Source organism: Pantoea sp. MQR6 (genome assembly GCF_022761075.1).
Taxonomy (GTDB): Bacteria; Pseudomonadota; Gammaproteobacteria; order Enterobacterales; family Enterobacteriaceae; genus Pantoea; species Pantoea phytostimulans.
In genome coordinates this window covers 1,335,318-1,354,014 of record NZ_JAKYXB010000001.1, presented here as the reverse complement: position 1 = coordinate 1,354,014, position 18,697 = coordinate 1,335,318, and the positions used below count along the sequence as shown (strand labels likewise).

Here is an 18,697-nt window from a genome sequence, read left to right as displayed (position 1 = left end):
AAAAGGACGTTCTGCGATGCGGATGGGATTGCTCATTTTAGTGCTGCTGTTAGCGGGCTGTAGTCATCACGCACCGCCGGTTAACGGACGTCTTTCCGATTCAATTACCGTGATTGCGCAACTTGATGACCAACTGGGTCACTGGCACGGTACGCCGTATCGTTATGGTGGCATGAGCCGCCGTGGTATCGATTGTTCTGGCTTTGTCTACCTGACTTTTCGCGATAAATTTGCGCTTCAGTTGCCGCGCACCACAAGGGCACAAAGTGATATGGGAACGCGCATCGATAAAGACGACCTCTTGCCAGGCGATTTAGTTTTCTTCAAAACCGGCGGTGGCGAAAACGGTTTGCATGTAGGGATCTATGATACCGACAACGCTTTCATTCACGCCTCGACCAGCCAAGGGGTTATTCGATCATCATTAGATAATGTCTACTGGCGAAAAGTGTTTTGGCAGGCAAGGCGCATATAGATACAGCGCATATTGCCATTTTTAAGGCCTATTAAATCAGACGAAACCGCCTTTTTTAGGCTCTTATTTAGAATGGTACTTTACCCGAAGGGTTTTTAATTATAACAATAGCGCTGAAAATTTATTTTCAATCCCAACCGGAGTACGTCCCGGTTTATTTGGCTTAAGGTTGGATGTCGGGCAGCAAAGTGAAACTGAGGTATTAAGTTACCGCCTCTTCCATGATTTGGATCTATTGCCTGCTTGTTTTCAATCATATACGATGCGCCAATCGCCACATATACTGGCTCCAGAAATGAAAATTCACATATCCGCCGACTACCAGTCGGAGATTTGGCTTTATCCTGCTTATGCATTAAATGGGCAGTTAACCGCGGTTGAGCTGGTCACTCAGTTCATCCATGAAAGTGCGCCTATCACCTTGCCGCAGGACTTGCTGTTGCCGCAGCTTGATGAAGCGCAGCAACTGCGTCTGTTGCAAAGTCAAATTTTGCTGCTTGAAAAGCACCAGGCTTTTTTTGAGGCGCAGGGTGTGGTGGCCTTGATGCGTGTTGACGCTAATATGTCTCAAACCCTCCTTGAAAGTGATTTCCTGACGCGGAAAATAAAACAGCTCTCCTTTCTGTTATTAGATTTAAGCGAATCCTTTCCACATTTAGCACAAGGTCTCAACGATCCTTTAATCGCCGCCCTTCATCAGCAATTCCGATTATCACTTTCACATTTTGGTGCAGGAAAATCTCCAGCTAACGCGGTTTACGATAATTTATTTAGCTGCATAAAAATGGATAAACAATTTATTCATTCACTGGCTAAACGCGCGTCCTTCCCATCCTTTATTCAAAGCATTCTTGATAATTTTCGTTCTCACTGTGAGCAAATGATAATTTGTGGTGTAGATGATGATCAATTACTGAATAAGGTAAATAAATTATCGGGTGCGGATTTACAAGGTGCCCTATTCCCGGTGGTTAAGTCTGATTCACTTGAGGAACTCTTGTACGCCTATACCTGCCTGAGCACGTCACAGCAGCCGCTATAACCTGTCTAAACTCTGTTTTCGACGTTACACTGAAGGTTTTATAACGACAGCGTGAAATGAGCGCTGCTCGGGAGAAACTATGTTATTCGACAACAGTTGGTTTCATGAGCTGAAAGGATGTTACACCGCCCTGAATCCTACACCGCTGGAAGGCGGACGCTTGCTTTACCACAATGCGCCCTTAGCGCGCGCCATGGAACTGGACGAGACCTTATTTGCAGGCGAGGGCCACGGTGTCTGGCATGGCGCTGCGTTATTACCCGGTATGCAGCCCTTGGCACAAGTCTATAGCGGTCATCAATTTGGCGTTTGGGCCGGCCAATTGGGCGATGGGCGCGGCATTTTACTTGGCGAACAGCGTTTAGCTGATGGCAGTAAACTTGACTGGCATTTAAAAGGGGCAGGTCTGACGCCTTATTCGCGTATGGGTGATGGCCGTGCAGTGATTCGCTCAACGGTGCGTGAATTTTTAGCCTCTGAAGCATTACACCATTTAGGTATTCCTACCTCACGCGCGCTGACAATTGCGATTGGTGATGAACAGGTACGCCGCGAAACTACCGAGCGCGGTGCCATGCTAATGCGCATCGCAGAGAGTCATCTACGCTTCGGTCATTTTGAGCATTTCTATTACAGCAACCAGCAAGACAAAGTGCAGCTGTTGGCGGAGTACGCTATTCGTCATCACTGGCCGCAATGGGTTGATGAACACGATCGTTATCTGTTGTGGTTCACTGACGTGGTAAAACGCACCGCTGGAATGATTGCGCAATGGCAGAGCGTGGGATTTGCGCACGGCGTGATGAATACCGACAACATGTCGATTTTGGGTTTGACGCTGGATTACGGTCCTTTTGGTTTTCTCGATGATTATCAGCCCGACTTTATTTGTAATCACAGCGATTACCAGGGACGATACAGCTTCGAAAATCAGCCCATGATTGGATTATGGAACCTCAATCGTCTGGCACATGCTCTGTCAGGGTTAATGAGTACCGAGCAGCTTAAACAGGCATTAAGCCATTATGAACCTGAACTGATGCGTGTCTGGGGCGAACGCATGCGAGCTAAATTAGGTTTACTCAGTGCCGACAGCGTAGATAACGAAATATTGTCCGGCCTGCTGACGCTGATGACCAAAGAGCACAGCGATTACACCCTGACTTTCCGCATGCTCAGCGATACGCAACAAAATGAGGCGCGTTCACCTTTGCGTGATGAATTTATTGATCGGCAAGCTTTTGATGATTGGTATGAGAGCTATCGTGTGCGTCTGTTGCAAGACGAAGTCAGCGATGAAACACGACAAGCGGCCATGAAGAAGGCGAATCCGGCGCTGGTGTTGCGTAACTATATGGCACAGCAGGTCATTGAAGAGGCGGAGAAGGGTGAAAAAAGCGCGTTAGCGCAATTGCACCAGGCGTTACAGCAGCCATTCAGTGATGAAACGGCCGCTGAATATCGTCAGCGACCGCCAGACTGGGGCAAAACGTTAGAAGTGAGTTGTTCCAGTTAAGTTAAAAACGGCTTGAGACCGCCTCGGCCAGCAGGGCAAGCACATCTTCGCTGTCCTGCCAGCTGAGGCAAGGATCGGTAATCGACTGGCCATAAACCAACGGCTCGCCGCTTACGACTTTCTGATTGCCTTCCTCAATAAAGCTTTCAATCATTACACCCGCGACCGCATGCGAACCAGATTGAATCTGTTGCGCAACCTCAATCGCTACATCGCGTTGACGACGATGCTGTTTCAGGCAGTTACCGTGGCTGAAATCAATCACCAATTGTTCGGGTAAGTTGAATTCACGCAGATTTGCTGCCGCCTCTGCGACATCGCTGGCGTGATAATTAGGTTGTTTACCACCACGCAGAATAACGTGACCGTGCGGATTACCGCTGGTTTGATAAATCGTCATCTGGCCATTTTTATCCGGTGATAAAAACATGTGGCTGGCGCGCGAGGCGCGAATGGCATCGACGGCAATCCGCACATTCCCGTCAGTCCCATTTTTGAAGCCTACCGGGCAGGAGAGGGCAGAAGCCATTTCACGGTGAATCTGACTTTCAGTGGTGCGGGCACCGATGGCACCCCAGCTAATCAAGTCGGCAATAAACTGGCCGATCACCATATCGAGGAATTCAGTCGCGGTGGGCAGGCCGAGGGCATTAATGTCAATCAGCAGCTGCCGCGCAATCCCAATGCCGCGATTCACATCAAAACTGCCATCAAGATCCGGGTCAGAAATTAATCCTTTCCAGCCAACCACGGTACGCGGTTTTTCGAAATAGGTGCGCATCACGATTTCTAACCGATCCTGGTAGCGTTCACGCAGCGCGTTAAGGCGCTTAGCGTAATCCAGGGCCGCCTCGGGATCGTGCAAAGAGCAAGGGCCGATAATCACCAGCAGGCGGGGATCTTCTCCGGTTAAGATGCGCGCAATGCGTTTACGTGCGGCGGTAACGTTCTCGGCAATAGCCGTGGAAATCGGATGTTCTGCTGCCAGACTGGCTGGCGTTATCAGGCCGCCAATACGTGCTGTACGCAGTTCGTCAGTTTTGTTCATGGGTTTCTCGAAAGCTGTTCTTCGCAACGGTGAAATACCGGGAAGTGATGAGGGTCACAATAAACCATTAGCCTGCGAATTCAACCCAAGTACCCGAAAAGAGGAGATAACTTACGGCAGCGACGCTTTACATCGCCGCCGTAGTTAATTAATACATGCGACGAGTCAGCCCCATGATATCGAGGATTTTAGTGGCGATCTCTTCAACCGAATAGTTGGTGCTGTTGAGATAGCGAATCTGGTGCGTGCGGAACAGCGCTTCCACTTCACCCACTTCCAACCGACACTGGCGCATCGAGGCGTAACGGGTATTTTCCGCACGCTCCTGCCGAATGGCGGCCAGACGTTCGGGGTCAATGGTAAGTCCAAACAGTTTGTGCTGATGTTCTCGTAATGCAGGCGGCAATTTAAGGTTATCCATGTCATCTGCAATAAACGGGTAATTTGCTGCACGGATGCCAAACTGCATCGCCAGGTATAAGCTGGTGGGCGTCTTACCGCAACGAGACACGCCCAACAAAATGACCTGCGCCTGCTCCAATCCTCGCAACGAAATGCCGTCATCGTGCGCCAGGGTGTAATCAATTGCCGCAATACGCGCATCGTATTTACCGAGGTTGGTGGCATCCAGGCCGTGAGTTCGGTGCGCGACAGGCGCTGGTGATAAGCCCAACTCCTGCTGCAACGGTGCGACCAGTGCCTGAACTATGTCCTGACAAAACCCCTCACTTTGTACGATGATATCGCGCACTTCTGGCGTCACAATCGAGAAGAACACTAAGGGCCGAACCCCACTTTGTTGATAAAGCGCGTTAATCTGCGCTTTGACGGCTTGCGCACGCTGGACGTTTTCCACAAAAGGTAGCGTCAGGCTGGTGATGTTTACCGGAAATTGCGAAAGCACGGCATGCCCCAGCACCTCAGCGGTGATAGCAGTACCATCGGAAATATAAAAAACGCTTCTGTCAGTACTCATAATCGATGCCTGCCTTTGACGTAGAATGTAAGGAATAGGACGATTCACATAAGATTAAGTAAAACAAAAAATCCATATTTTATTTTTATGAATATTTCATTTTTTTAATAATGATACGGATTCATCCCGCATAAATAAATGAAATGCTGTTTCTTAAATTTTTATTTTGCGGCCCACTTCAATATAAAGCAGTAATAGCGCGGTTTTTTGTTGCGCAACAAAAAATAGCGCATAAGTGGCTGAAATCGAGCCAATTACATTGCCATCAGTCATTTAGCAAAAATTAAGCTGTTTGCGCAACGTCCAGCAATAATAGGTACAATTCCGAAATTAAGAATTATCGTTAGCTTTAACGATTCAACACTTAGTCTTTATTTGGGCAATGTGCCAGGCTGTTTTGGCAAATTGCAAGATATTCCATGTGCCCACTCATTTTTAAAGGATAAGCTCAATGTCCAATAAAGGCGAACAGCCGCTAGTGCTCTGGTATAACCAGCTTGGCATGCATGATGTTGATCGGGTGGGAGGCAAAAATGCCTCCCTGGGTGAAATGATTACCAACTTGTCGTCGCTGGGTGTTTCCGTCCCCAATGGTTATGCGACCACATCTTATGCATTTAATCTGTTTCTCGATCAAAGCGGGCTGAACCAGCGTATCTATGAACTGCTGGACAAGACCGATATTGATGATGTTGATGAACTGGCGAAAGCCGGTAAGCAGATTCGTCAATGGGTTGTGGATACGCCATTCCAGCCGGAGCTGGAAGCCGCCATCCTCGAAGCCTACCAACAACTTTCCGCTGATGATGCGGAAGCTTCATTTGCGGTGCGCTCCTCAGCCACTGCGGAAGATATGCCTGATGCCTCCTTTGCCGGTCAGCAGGAAACGTTTCTGAACGTACAGGGTATTGATGCGGTGATGATTGCAGTGAAGCACGTTTATGCTTCATTGTTTAACGATCGCGCTATCTCTTATCGCGTGCATCAGGGTTACGATCACCGAGGCGTGGCGCTGTCTGCAGGTATTCAGCGTATGGTGCGTTCTGATCTCGCTTCTGCGGGTGTGATGTTCACCATTGATACTGAATCGGGCTTTGATCAAGTAGTGTTTATCACGGCTGCCTACGGCCTTGGCGAAATGGTGGTACAGGGCGCGGTCAACCCGGATGAATTCTACGTACATAAACCGACCCTTGCGGCTAATCGTCCTTCGATTGTGCGTCGCAACATGGGATCGAAAAAAATTCGCATGGTGTACGCTGATTCACAGGAACATGGTGAACAGGTGCGTATTGAAGATGTGCCTGAAGCTGAACGCGATCGCTTTAGCTTAAGCGACGATGAAGTACAGGCGCTGGCGCATCAAGCCGTGTTAATTGAGCAACACTACAAGCGTCCAATGGATATTGAGTGGGCTAAAGATGGCCATACTGGCAAGCTGTTTATCGTTCAGGCGCGCCCGGAAACGGTACGTTCAAACGGCCAGGTGATGGAGCGCTATAACCTGCAAGGCAAAGGCACCGTTGTAGTAGAAGGTCGTGCGATAGGGCATCGCATTGGTGCGGGTGAAGTTAAAGTCATCCACGACATCAGTGAAATGAACCGCATCGAAAAAGGCGACGTATTAGTGACAGACATGACCGACCCTGACTGGGAACCGATCATGAAAAAGGCGTCAGCCATTGTCACCAATCGCGGCGGGCGTACTTGTCATGCCGCCATCATTGCACGTGAGCTGGGTATTCCCGCCGTTGTTGGTTGTGGCAATGCCACCGATTTACTGAAAGATGGCCATAAAGTGACGGTTTCCTGCTCTGAAGGGGATACCGGCTACGTTTACGACGATTTAATCGATTTCGATATCACCAGCTCGCAGGTCGATGAGATGCCTGATCTGCCGCTGAAAATCATGATGAACGTCGGTAATCCCGATCGCGCCTTTGATTTTGCCTGTTTACCGAATGAAGGCGTCGGCCTGGCGCGTCTGGAGTTCATCATCAACCGCATGATTGGCGTGCATCCCAAAGCGTTGCTGGAATTTGATCAGCAAACGCCTGAGCTGCAGCAGCAAATTCGCAAGATGATGAAAGGCTTTGATGATCCCATCGAGTTCTATATCGCTCGTCTAACGGAAGGCATTGCAACTCTGGGCGCAGCCTTTGCGCCGAAGCGCGTTATTGTGCGTTTGTCGGACTTCAAATCTAACGAGTATGCCAACTTAGTGGGTGGCGAGCGTTACGAACCGCATGAAGAGAACCCAATGCTGGGATTCCGTGGCGCGGGCCGTTATGTTGCTGACAGCTTCCGTGACTGTTTTGCACTGGAATGCGCAGCCGTTAAACGTGTGCGTAATGATATGGGGTTGAAAAACGTCGAAATCATGGTGCCCTTCGTCCGTACCGTTGCGCAAGCCGAAGCGGTGGTTGAAGAGCTGGCGCGCCAAGGGCTGAAACGGGGTGAAGATGGATTGAAAATCATCATGATGTGTGAGATCCCTTCAAATGCCCTGCTGGCCGATCAGTTCCTGCAACACTTTGACGGCTTCTCTATCGGCTCAAATGATATGACGCAGCTGGCGTTGGGATTAGATCGCGACTCAGGTGTGGTTTCTGCACTGTTCGATGAGCGCAACGAGGCAGTGAAAGCGCTGCTGTCGATGGCGATTCGTGCCGCGAAGAAGCAAGGAAAATATGTCGGTATTTGTGGACAAGGACCTTCAGATCACCAGGATTTCGCAGCCTGGCTTATGGAGGAGGGCATCGACAGTTTGTCGCTCAACCCAGATACTGTAGTTGAAACCTGGTTGAGTTTGGCAGAGTTAGATAAGCCTGCATAACTATCCAGAGAGAGACCAATACAGGGAAAGGTCAGCATTGCTGGCCTTTTTTATTATCTGGCAGACAAAAAAAAGCCCATCACAGGGGATGGGCAAAGACTACACACAGCAATTCTTTTCTTACTCAGGGAAATAAGGTTGTTTTAGAAATCAGGGGTTTGATTCAAAACATAAGAAACATGTTATTCACCCGGCCCTCTGGCGTCTTTAAGAATCCTCTTATTAGTTTAAAGCCAATAATATTTTGTCACGTTTACCAGGCCGTTTGGGTTAAAAAACAGTGCATAAAATAATCTTTTTTAAGCATGTTAGCGGTAATTTGCCCGGAAACTGGCTTTTTTCTTAAAATTCGCTAATGGATAAAAATAATGTTGTGACGAAAAAGAATCAGGGCAGTTAACTACCATTAACCGCCCTAATCATTGTAAGGAGAAGGGATAAAGGGATTAGACGACTGGATTTTCTTCGTCGTGCTCGGCGAGTTCTTCGACCACAGCCAAGGGATCATCGCTGGGTGGAGGAGCTTCATGCGTCCAGACTGACACCAGACGATAAGAGACTGCCAGCACCACGGGACCAATAAACAGTCCAATCATGCCAAAGGCGATTAATCCGCCAATCACGCCAGACAAAATCAGGATCATTGGCAAGTCAGCGCCTAGTCGGATCAGCATCGGACGCAGCACGTTATCCAGCGTGCCGACCACGCAACTCCAGATAAGTAATACCGTGCCCCAGGTGGTGTCACCGCTCCAGTAAAGGTAAATGATGGCGGGCACCAAGACTAAAAGCGGGCCGATTTGCACCAGGCAGCAAAGAATCATCAATACAGTTAGCAGCGTGGCATAAGGGATGCCAGAAATCGCCAGCCCAATGCCGCCCAATATGCCTTGCACTAACGCCGTCACCACCACGCCCAACGCCACAGCGCGAATCGCTTGTCCAGCCAGTAATACTGCCGCATCACCACGCCTGCCTGCCATACGAAAGGCAAAGTGGCGGATACCGTGTGCAGCTTGCTCACCGCGCCAGTAAAGCAACACGCTAAACAGCAGCATGACGGCAAGGTGGATCATGAAGCGGCCAAAATGGCCAGCTTGTGCCACGAAAAATCCGGTGGTGCGGCCAATATAAGGCTGCACTTGCGTCATGATTGCCGCGCCGCCACCTGCCACTAACTTGTGATAGCTGGAATAAAGTTTCTCGCCAATCATCGGAATGCTGTTCAGCCAGGTCAGCTCTGGCATCATATGACTTTGCGTTGCCCATGCAAAAACGGGCGCGCTATTATCGATCAAGCTGTTGACCAATAACGCGATGGGAAAGATAAACAGCAGCAGCAAAATAATCGTCATGGCGATGACCGCTAATGACCGTCTTCCCCATAAAAGGTTTTGTAACTTCAACATCAGTGGCCAGGTTGCAATCACCACCATACTGGCCCAGGCAAAGCCCAGAATAAAAGGCTGCACCACCCATAAACAGGCAACGATCAGCAGGAGAATAAACATCAGGGTGAACAGTATCTGCGGTAGATCCATATCCCGGTACAGGCTTTTCATAAGTGACTCATGACCTCGTTTGAATCCTTCAATTCCGGGCTTTATGCGCCCAGCTTAATCATGGGCTATTTAATGCCGTTTAAACAGGGTGCAAAGGAAACGATTTTACGTTTCTTGAAAAAACGGCAGCCCGATTAAAAATGTGATAAAACGAAGGATTAACGCAAATAATGCAGACGCAAACGTTTACAACATCTCGGTCTCACACTCATGATCCCACAGATTTCCCAGGCGCCAGGCCTCGTTCAACTGGTGCTGACGTTCCTTGAGTCGCTGAAAGAGCAAGGCTTTACCGGCGACACCGCGACCAGCTACGCCGATCGTCTTTCGCTGTCCACCGACAACAGCATTTATCAATTGCTGCCTGATGCGGTGCTGTTCCCCCGTTCAACTGCTGATGTGGCGCTTATTGCCCGTTTAGCGGGTGAGGAGCGCTTCGGCAGCTTGATCTTTACGCCACGCGGCGGCGGGACTGGCACCAACGGACAGTCGCTCAATCAGGGTATTATTGTCGACATGTCGCGACACATGAACCGCATTTTGGAAATCAATCCCGAACAAGGATGGGTGCGGGTTGAAGCGGGCGTGATTAAAGATCAGCTCAATGCCTATCTAAAGCCGTTTGGCTTCTTCTTTTCACCGGAATTATCGACCAGTAACCGTGCGACACTCGGCGGGATGATCAATACCGATGCTTCAGGTCAAGGTTCGTTGGTTTACGGTAAAACGTCCGATCACGTTTTAGGTTTACGCGCGGTATTGTTAGGCGGCGATATTCTTGATACCCGGCCGATGGCAACCGCATTAGCGGAAACGCTGGCGCAAACTCAAACTCCGGAAGGTCGCATTTATCAGCAGGTGTTAACCCGCTGTCGCGAGCAGCGCGAATTAATCCTGGAAAAGTTCCCCAAGCTCAATCGATTCCTGACCGGATATGACTTGCGCCACGTCTTTAGCGACGATTTGCAAACCTTTGACCTGACGCGTCTGCTGTGTGGCGCAGAAGGCACACTGGCTTTCATTACCGAGGCGCGACTGGATATCACACCCATTCCGAAAGTACGTCGACTGGTTAACATCAAATATGACTCTTTTGATTCAGCGCTGCGTAACGCGCCGTTTATGGTTGAAGCAAAAGCGTTGTCGGTAGAAACGGTCGATTCAAAAGTGTTGAACCTGGCGCGTGAAGATATCGTCTGGCATTCCGTTAAAGAACTGATCGCGGATGTGCCGGAAAAAGATATGCAGGGACTGAACATCGTAGAGTTTGCGGGTGATAACGCCGAACTCATTGAGCGTCAGATCAGTGGTTTGTGTGTGCGGCTGGATGAATTAATGCTTCAGCAGCAGGGCGGCGTGATTGGCTATCAGCTTTGCAACGAACTCGACGGTATTGAGCGCATCTATAACATGCGTAAAAAAGCAGTGGGACTATTGGGTAATGCCAAGGGCCGCGCCAAACCGATTCCCTTTGTGGAAGATACGGCAGTGCCGCCAGAAAATCTTGCTGACTATATCGTTGAGTTCCGCGCGTTACTGGATGGTCACGGCTTGAGTTACGGCATGTTTGGTCATGTGGATGCCGGTGTTTTACATGTGCGTCCAGCGCTGGATATGTGCGATCCTCAACAGGAGATGCTGATGAAACAGATCTCCGATGAAGTCGTGGCGCTGACAGCACGCTACGGCGGTTTGTTGTGGGGGGAACACGGTAAAGGCTTCCGCGCACAATACAGTCCCGCCTTTTTCGGCGAAACGCTGTTCAACGAACTGCGTCGTATTAAAACGGTTTTCGATCCGCATAACCGTCTGAACCCAGGCAAAATTTGTACACCCTTCGAAAGTCATGCGGAAATGATGCAGGTTGATGCGGTGAAACGCGGTACTTACGATCGTCAGATTCCGCTGACGGTGCGTAACGACTGGCGTGGTGCAATGGAATGTAACGGCAACGGCTTGTGCTTCAATTTTGATGCGCGCAGTCCGATGTGTCCGTCGATGAAAATCACCCGCAACCGCATTCACTCGCCGAAAGGGCGCGCTACGCTGACACGTGAATGGTTACGGCTATTGGCAGAGCAGGGCGTTGATCCGCTTGAGTTGGAAAAACAGCTGCCTGAAAATCGGGTTTCAATGCGTACCTTTATAAGTCGCACGCGTAACAGCTGGCATGCGAATAAAGGTGAATATGATTTTTCGCATGAGGTCAAAGAGGCGATGTCAGGCTGCCTGGCCTGTAAAGCGTGTTCGACACAATGCCCGATCAAAATTGATGTGCCTAACTTCCGCTCACGCTTCCTTCAGCTTTACCACACGCGCTATCTGCGTCCGATAGGCGATCATCTGGTGGCTGCGGTAGAGAGTTATGCGCCGCTAATGGCGAAAGCGCCAAAGGTGTTTAACTACTTCCTCAGGCAACCCTGGATGCGTGATATGAGTAAAAAGCACATTGGCATGGTTGATTTGCCGCTGCTTTCGTCACCTACGCTTAAGCAGCAGCTAAGTGGTCATTCCGCCATGAATATGACGCTGGAACAGCTGGAGGCCGTAAGCCATACACAGCGTAAAGAGTATGTGCTGGTGGTGCAGGATCCTTTTACCAGTTTCTATGAAGCTAAGCTGGTTAATGACTTTGTGAAGCTGATTGAGAAGCTAGGCTATCGTCCGGTGCTGCTGCCGTTCTCTCCGAACGGCAAAGCGCAGCATGTGAAAGGTTTTCTGCAACGCTTTGCGCGTACCGCCAGTAAAACGGCTGATTTCCTGAATCGTATGGCAAAACTGGACATGCCGATGGTGGGCGTCGATCCCGCTACCGTGTTGTGTTATCGCGATGAATATCGCCAAACGTTGGGTGAAGCTCGCGGCGACTTCAACGTTCAGCTGGTGCATGAATGGTTGCAAACTGCGCTAGCTGAGCGAGCCGTGCAGAACAGTAGCGGAGAAGCCTGGTATTTGTTTGCGCACTGTACGGAAGTCACTGCGTTACCTGCTACGCCTAATCATTGGCAAGATATTTTCTCCCGCTTTGGCGCTAAGTTAGAAAACGTCAATGTTGGCTGTTGTGGCATGGCGGGAACTTACGGTCACGAAAGCAAAAACCTCGAAAACTCGTTAGGGATTTACGCACTTTCCTGGCACCCACAGTTGCAAAAGCTCCCGCGACAGCGCTGTCTGGCAACGGGGTATTCCTGCCGCAGCCAGGTGAAACGCGTTGAAGGTAATGGCATGCGTCATCCACTTCAGGCATTGTTAGAGATAGTGTAAAAAAATTGTGCGCGACGTCACGACGTGGCTGGATTAGAATATCCAGCCCGCGTGGCGGACAAAGTCGCTTTGTAGCGTGGTCGCTTTGTCCCACTCGCCGACCATCGCCAGTTGATGACAAAGACGAGTGAGTGATAAACGCGCAAGTTGGTAGGCCTGAATGCGGAACAGGCGATCGCGATCGGCATTACCCATTTCCTGCACTAAACGGTGATGCAGTTTACCCATCGCATGCAGATAGCTGTGATCGTCACCATTGAGCTGGCAGATTTCAGCCATATCCAGACAGGTATCGTTGAACTGGCGTAACTGTTGAATAGTACAGTCGGCCCGATCAAGTTTTGCCTGCGACATATAAAAGTCGACGGTGATATCGCGCATTGAAAACGTATATTCGTCGATTTTGTGCTGAAGCCAGGCTGAGACAGAAAGCGTCATAAAGCCATCCTGAAGCGTGAATGATAATAATTATCATATTCAATTAGGTCAGGATTGCAATTGCCGGGCAGAAATATTTATCGATTTATCTCGCCTGTTAAAACAATTGGAAATAACAATCTGTTTACATCGCAGAAAGGCGTAACCTATCAATTACGCTTTTACCAGAAAGTGGTGAAAATAAATTTCACTATTTATTAACAGGTTACATCATGCCTCTTCATATTGGCTGTCTCGCCGCAAAGTGAGTTGAAGAGGCTATGCTTAATAAAGCAGCAATTAAAAACAGCACAAGATGATTATCCCTGCAAAACAAGAGGTTGAAGTGATCACGCAGATCACTACCATAGGGGGATAGCCTGAAAAGGTCCGGACTCAAGAGGTATCAACATGGCATCTGTTAATGCAGACTCTTTCTCACCTGACGATTTCGTCTGGAAAGGGTTAACACTGACCGAAACCGCAGCGCAGCAAATTCTCAATCTGGTCGCACAGGACCCGGAAGTCAAGGGCTTGCGACTGGGCATCAAACAATCCGGCTGTGCCGGTTTTGGTTATGTTATGGATCTGGTTAAACAACCAGTCGATGACGATCTTCAGTTCTCGTTTCATGGCGCAACTCTGTTTGTGCCGCTTCAGGCGATGCCGTTTGTTGATGGCACCGAAGTGGATTACGTTCGCGAAGGCCTGAATCAGATCTTTAAATTCAATAACCCTAAAGCTCAGCACGCCTGCGGGTGTGGTGAAAGCTTTGGCGTCGAGTAAGTGAAATATGTCACGACACAGCGAAGCATCTGACGATGTACAAATGTGGGAAGGCAAGCTCAATTACAAAGAGGGCTTCTTTACCCAATTGCAAACCGAAGAATTTGCTCACGGCATCAATGAAGATGTGGTGCGCGCAATCTCGGCCAAGCGTAACGAGCCAGAGTGGATGCTGGAGTTTCGTCTAAAAGCCTTTCGCGCCTGGCTTGAAATGGAAGAGCCGCACTGGCTGAAAGCGCATTACGAGAAGCTCGATTATCAGGATTACAGCTATTACTCCGCGCCTTCTTGCGGTAACTGCGATGACAGCTGTGAATCTGAACCGGGAGCAACTCAAGCTTCTGGCAGCACACCTGCCAGCGATTATCTGACGCAGGAAGTTGAAAACGCGTTTAACCAGCTGGGCGTTCCGGTACGTGAAGGCCGGGAAGTGGCTGTGGATGCCATTTTTGACTCCGTTTCCGTCGCCACGACCTATCGCGGCAAACTGGCTGAGCAGGGCATTATTTTCTGCTCATTCGGCGAAGCGATTCATGATCACCCTGAGCTGGTGAAAAAATATCTCGGCACGGTTGTCCCGCCGAACGATAACTTCTTCGCCGCGCTGAACTCTGCAGTCGCCTCCGATGGCACCTTTGTTTACATCCCGAAAGGGGTGCGTTGCCCAATGGAGTTGTCGACCTATTTCCGCATCAATGCGGCGAAAACGGGTCAGTTTGAGCGCACCATTTTGATTGCCGACGAAGACAGCTACGTCAGCTATATCGAAGGATGTTCTGCGCCTGTGCGTGATACCTATCAGCTGCACGCAGCGGTAGTAGAAGTGATCATCCACAAAAATGCCGAAGTAAAATATTCAACGGTCCAGAACTGGTTCCCAGGCGGCGAAGGCGAAGGCGGTATTTTAAACTTCGTTACCAAGCGCGCGCTGTGTGAGGGCGACCACAGCAAAATGTCGTGGACGCAGTCTGAAACCGGATCGGCAATTACCTGGAAATACCCAAGCTGCATTCTGCGTGGCGACTATTCGGTTGGCGAATTCTATTCCGTTGCCTTGACCAGCGGCCGTCAGCAAGCGGATACCGGCACCAAGATGATTCACATTGGTAAAAACACCAAGTCGACCATCATCTCTAAAGGTATTTCTGCCGGTAAGAGCCAAAATACCTATCGCGGGCTGGTGAAAATTATGCCAACCGCAACGAATGCACGTAACTTCACTCAGTGCGATTCTATGCTTATCGGCCCTGATTGTGGCGCACATACTTTCCCGTATGTTGAAACGCGTAACAATACGGCGCAGCTTGAGCACGAAGCGACGACGTCACGTATCGGCGAAGATCAGATGTTCTATTGTCTGCAGCGCGGTATCAGTGAAGAAGATGCGATTTCAATGATCGTCAATGGTTTCTGTAAAGACGTTTTCTCTGAGCTGCCACTGGAATTCGCCGTGGAAGCACAAAAACTGTTAGCTATCAGTCTTGAGCACAGTGTGGGCTGATTGCCGGCACATGCGTTGCCGGAAGCAATGTGAAGGATTAAGTATGTTAAGCATTAAAGATTTACAGGTTAGCGTTGAAGACAAAGCCATTCTGCGCGGTCTGAACCTTGAGATTAAACCGGGTGAAGTTCACGCCATCATGGGCCCAAACGGCTCCGGTAAAAGTACGCTGTCAGCTACGCTGGCGGGGCGTGAAGATTACGAAGTAACTGGCGGTTCGGTAACGTTCAAAGGCAAAGATTTGCTGGAACTGGAACCTGAAGAACGCGCAGGCGAAGGCATCTTCATGGCGTTTCAATATCCTGTAGAAATTCCAGGCGTCAGCAATCAGTTCTTCCTGCAAACCTCGGTAAACGCGGTACGTAAATATCGCCAGCAGGAAGAGTTAGATCGCTTTGATTTCCAGGATTTCATTGAAGACAAAATTCATCTGCTGAAAATGCCAGAAGATTTGCTGACCCGTTCAGTCAATGTTGGCTTCTCCGGCGGTGAGAAAAAACGTAACGATATTCTGCAAATGGCCGCGCTGGAGCCAGAGCTGTGCATCCTTGATGAAACCGACTCCGGTCTGGATATCGATGCGCTGAAAACCGTAGCAAACGGCGTAAACAGCCTGCGCGACGAGAAGCGTGCTTTCATTATCGTTACGCACTATCAACGTATTCTGGATTACATCAAACCAGATTTCGTGCACGTGCTGTATCAGGGCAAAATTGTTAAATCTGGCGATTTCTCGCTGGTGAAACAGCTGGAGGAGCAGGGTTATGGCTGGCTTACCGACGAAGAGTGAGAACGCGCTGCAACAGTGGCATCACCTGTTTGAATCACGCGGTGAAGTCCGTTCGCTGCAGGCTCAGCAACATTGGCAGCAGCTAATGCGTGTGGGTTTACCGACCCGCAAGCATGAAAACTGGAAATACACCCCGCTAGATACGCTGCTGTCTCAGCAGTTTGTTCTCCCGCAGGGGCAAGCGCTCAGTGCCGAACAGGTTGATGGTTTTGCCTTACCGCTTGACGCTATCCGCCTGGTGTTTGTTGATGGCCGTTTTCAGGCCGCTTTAAGCACACGTGATACTGAACTGTTTGAGATTCAGCACAGCCTGGCGGCCGAACGCCGTCCGCTGCCTGCACCTGTTCAACCGGAAGTCTTTTTGCACCTGACGGAAAGTCTGGCGGAAGAGGTGACGTCGATTCGCCTGGCGCGTGGCAAATCTGCGGCGCGTCCGCTCTATTTGCTGCATATCACTAGTGGTCAACAAGATGGTATGAACACGGTACATCACCGTCATCATCTGCAGCTTGAACAAGGCGCCGAGGCGGAAATCATCGAGCATTACGTGACGCTGAATGCGACCACGCATTTCACGGGCTCACGTTTTACGTTTGACGTGGCTGATAACGCACGGTTGAAGCACACCAAGCTGGCGTTTGAAAGCAGCGAAAGCTATCACTTTGCGCACAATGATATTGTCATTGGTCGTGATGCAGACGTCAGCAGCACCAGCTTCTTGCTGGGCGCAGGCCTGACGCGTCACAACACCAGCTCGCAGCTGAACGGTGAAAACACCCAGCTGGCAATTAACAGCTTGGTGTTGCCAGTGAAACAGGAAGTAGCGGATACCCGTACTTATCTGGAGCACAACAAAGGCTATTGCACCAGTCGTCAGATGCACAAAACCATCGTGCGTGACAAAGGGCGTGCGGTATTTAATGGTCATATTAAAGTGGCCAAGCACGCGCTGAAAACTGACGGGAAGATGACCAACAACAACCTGTTGCTGGGACGTTTGGCGGAAGTGGACACCAAACCGCAGCTCGAAATTTATGCGGATGATGTGAAGTGTGGTCACGGTGCAACGATAGGTCGCATTGATGACGAGCAGATGTTCTACCTGCGTTCACGCGGTATTAAACAGGATGCAGCACAGACCATGATCATTCACGCTTTTGCGGCGGAATTGACTGAAACACTGGAAAATGAAGTGCTGCGTGTAGCAGTACTGCAGCGTATTGCTGAACGCTTTCCTGGAGGCGATGCATGATGAAATTCGATCTCGAGCGGATCAGGGAGGATTTTCCTATCCTGAAGCGTGAGGTCAACGGTCATCCGCTGGCCTACCTTGATAGCGCGGCCAGCGCACAACGTCCGCTGACGGTGATTAATGCCGAAAGCCATTTTTATCAGCACGGCTATGCAGCCGTGCATCGTGGCATTCATACCTTGAGCGCCCAAGCGACCAGTGACATGGAAAACGTGCGCGATCAGGCTGCACGTTTTCTGAATGCCTCTTCGCCAGAAGAAATTGTTTTTGTTAAAGGCACCACAGAAGGTATTAACCTGGTTGCTAACAGCTGGGGCGGCAGTCAGCTGCAGCCTGGCGACAACCTGATTATTACGGAGATGGAGCATCATGCCAACATCGTGCCGTGGCAGATGGTGGCTGAGCGTACCGGTGCTGAAATCCGCGTTCTGCCATTAACCGATAACGGTGAACTGGCTGTAGATCAGCTTGCAGGCTTGATTGATAACCGTACGCGCCTGCTGGCGGTGACGCACGTTTCTAACGTGCTTGGCACGATTAACCCTGTCAAAGCGCTTGTGGCGCAAGCCAAAGCAGCAGGATTGGTCACGCTGATTGATGGTGCGCAAGCAGTGATGCACGACAAAGTCGATGTGCAAGATATTGACTGCGACTTCTACGTCTTCTCCGGCCATAAATTATATGGACCCACCGGCATTGGTATCTTGTACGGCCGCAAAGCGTTGCTTGACGCGATGCCACCGTGGGAAGGCGGTGGCTCAATGATTTCCAGCGTAGTGCTGCCAACCGGCACAACGTGGAACACGTCGCCATGGCGCTTTGAAGCGGGTACACCGAATACGGGCGGCATTATCGGTTTAGGCGCGGCGTTAGCTTATGTGCAAGCATTGGGACTTGATACCATTCATCAACGTGAAAGCGTGTTGATGAACTATGCGTTAGACAAGCTTTCGTCGGTACCAGATATTCACATTTATGGGCCGCCAACACGCACAGGCGTGATCGCCTTTAACCTCGGCAAGCATCACGCGTTTGATGTGGGCAGTTTCCTCGATCAATACGGCATTGCGATTCGTACTGGACATCATTGCGCCATGCCGCTGATGCGCCATTACGCTGTACCAGCGATGTGCCGCGCCTCTTTCACTTTCTATAACAGTGAAGAGGAAGTGGATCGCCTGGCGGCAGGCCTGACGCGTATTCATCGTCTGCTGGGTGGTTGAGTAGAGTAA

At 50.0% G+C, this 18,697-nt stretch carries 14 protein-coding genes and 1 other RNA gene; 10 read left to right on the top strand and 5 right to left on the bottom strand.

Translation table 11 applies throughout. The annotated features are described in order from the left end of the window. The first annotated feature begins 16 nt into the window (after positions 1-16). The 3 genes from MUG06_RS06250 (at position 17) to MUG06_RS06240 (ending at position 3,033) form a co-directional block, all read left to right on the top strand. On the top strand, positions 17-475 hold the full coding sequence (locus MUG06_RS06250) for an NlpC/P60 family protein (RefSeq protein WP_215846945.1): 459 nt from the start codon (positions 17-19) through the stop codon (positions 473-475). A gap of 295 nt (positions 476-770) precedes the next feature. Beyond that, on the top strand, positions 771-1,517 hold the full coding sequence (locus tag MUG06_RS06245; RefSeq protein WP_243078504.1) for an EAL domain-containing protein: 747 nt from the start codon (positions 771-773) through the stop codon (positions 1,515-1,517). 79 nt (positions 1,518-1,596) lie between these two features. Next, positions 1,597-3,033 carry a protein adenylyltransferase SelO gene (locus tag MUG06_RS06240; protein ID WP_243078071.1) on the top strand — a complete coding sequence of 479 codons (1,437 nt, stop codon included), beginning with the start codon at positions 1,597-1,599 and terminating at the stop codon, positions 3,031-3,033. A 1-nt stretch (position 3,034) separates the two neighbouring features. Here the strand turns inward: MUG06_RS06240 and MUG06_RS06235 are convergent, their stop codons facing one another. Continuing rightward, the gene (locus tag MUG06_RS06235) at positions 3,035-4,081 is read right to left on the bottom strand and encodes a 3-deoxy-7-phosphoheptulonate synthase (RefSeq protein WP_215846943.1); all 1,047 of its coding nucleotides are present in this window, start codon (positions 4,079-4,081) and stop codon (positions 3,035-3,037) included. A gap of 148 nt (positions 4,082-4,229) precedes the next feature. After that, positions 4,230-5,057: a pyruvate, water dikinase regulatory protein gene (locus tag MUG06_RS06230; RefSeq protein WP_215846942.1), complete on the bottom strand. Its 828-nt coding sequence runs from the start codon at positions 5,055-5,057 to the stop codon at positions 4,230-4,232. A gap of 451 nt (positions 5,058-5,508) precedes the next feature. Here MUG06_RS06230 and ppsA point away from each other — a divergent pair, with 451 nt between their 5' ends. Further along, positions 5,509-7,893 carry a phosphoenolpyruvate synthase gene (ppsA, locus tag MUG06_RS06225; RefSeq protein WP_243078070.1) on the top strand — a complete coding sequence of 795 codons (2,385 nt, stop codon included), beginning with the start codon at positions 5,509-5,511 and terminating at the stop codon, positions 7,891-7,893. Between the two features lie 64 nt (positions 7,894-7,957). On the opposite strand, the gene rprA is transcribed toward ppsA, so the two are convergent. Continuing rightward, an RNA gene (gene rprA / locus MUG06_RS06220) (antisense sRNA RprA) lies at positions 7,958-8,046 on the bottom strand. Between the two features lie 293 nt (positions 8,047-8,339). Then, positions 8,340-9,455 (bottom strand): AI-2E family transporter YdiK, encoded by a 1,116-nt coding sequence (ydiK, locus tag MUG06_RS06215; protein ID WP_243078069.1) that lies wholly within the window; start codon positions 9,453-9,455, stop codon positions 8,340-8,342. Between the two features lie 210 nt (positions 9,456-9,665). Between ydiK and MUG06_RS06210 the strand changes: the two genes are divergently transcribed. After that, on the top strand, positions 9,666-12,719 hold the full coding sequence (locus tag MUG06_RS06210) for an FAD-binding and (Fe-S)-binding domain-containing protein (protein WP_243078068.1): 3,054 nt from the start codon (positions 9,666-9,668) through the stop codon (positions 12,717-12,719). A 33-nt stretch (positions 12,720-12,752) separates the two neighbouring features. Here MUG06_RS06210 and MUG06_RS06205 read toward each other — a convergent pair whose 3' ends face one another. Next, positions 12,753-13,157, bottom strand: coding sequence for a hypothetical protein (locus tag MUG06_RS06205; RefSeq protein ID WP_215846940.1), 405 nt, complete (start codon positions 13,155-13,157; stop codon positions 12,753-12,755). 390 nt (positions 13,158-13,547) lie between these two features. Here MUG06_RS06205 and sufA point away from each other — a divergent pair, with 390 nt between their 5' ends. From sufA to sufS, 5 genes are read left to right on the top strand one after another with little or no spacing between them, the layout of a single operon-like run. Beyond that, positions 13,548-13,922: a Fe-S cluster assembly scaffold SufA gene (gene sufA, locus MUG06_RS06200; protein WP_215846939.1), complete on the top strand. Its 375-nt coding sequence runs from the start codon at positions 13,548-13,550 to the stop codon at positions 13,920-13,922. Between the two features lie 7 nt (positions 13,923-13,929). Continuing rightward, complete coding sequence (gene sufB, locus MUG06_RS06195) at positions 13,930-15,423, top strand: Fe-S cluster assembly protein SufB (RefSeq protein WP_215846938.1); 1,494 nt, start codon at positions 13,930-13,932, stop codon at positions 15,421-15,423. 43 nt (positions 15,424-15,466) lie between these two features. Beyond that, entirely contained in the window at positions 15,467-16,213 is a 747-nt protein-coding gene (sufC, locus tag MUG06_RS06190) for a Fe-S cluster assembly ATPase SufC (RefSeq protein WP_215846937.1), read from the top strand. Then, positions 16,188-17,465 (top strand): Fe-S cluster assembly protein SufD, encoded by a 1,278-nt coding sequence (gene sufD / locus MUG06_RS06185; protein WP_215846936.1) that lies wholly within the window; start codon positions 16,188-16,190, stop codon positions 17,463-17,465. The genes sufC and sufD overlap by 26 nt, the downstream gene beginning before the upstream one ends. After that, on the top strand, positions 17,465-18,688 hold the full coding sequence (gene sufS, locus MUG06_RS06180) for a cysteine desulfurase SufS (RefSeq protein WP_243078503.1): 1,224 nt from the start codon (positions 17,465-17,467) through the stop codon (positions 18,686-18,688). Before sufD ends, sufS begins: the two co-directional genes overlap by 1 nt. Positions 18,689-18,697 lie beyond the last annotated feature (9 nt).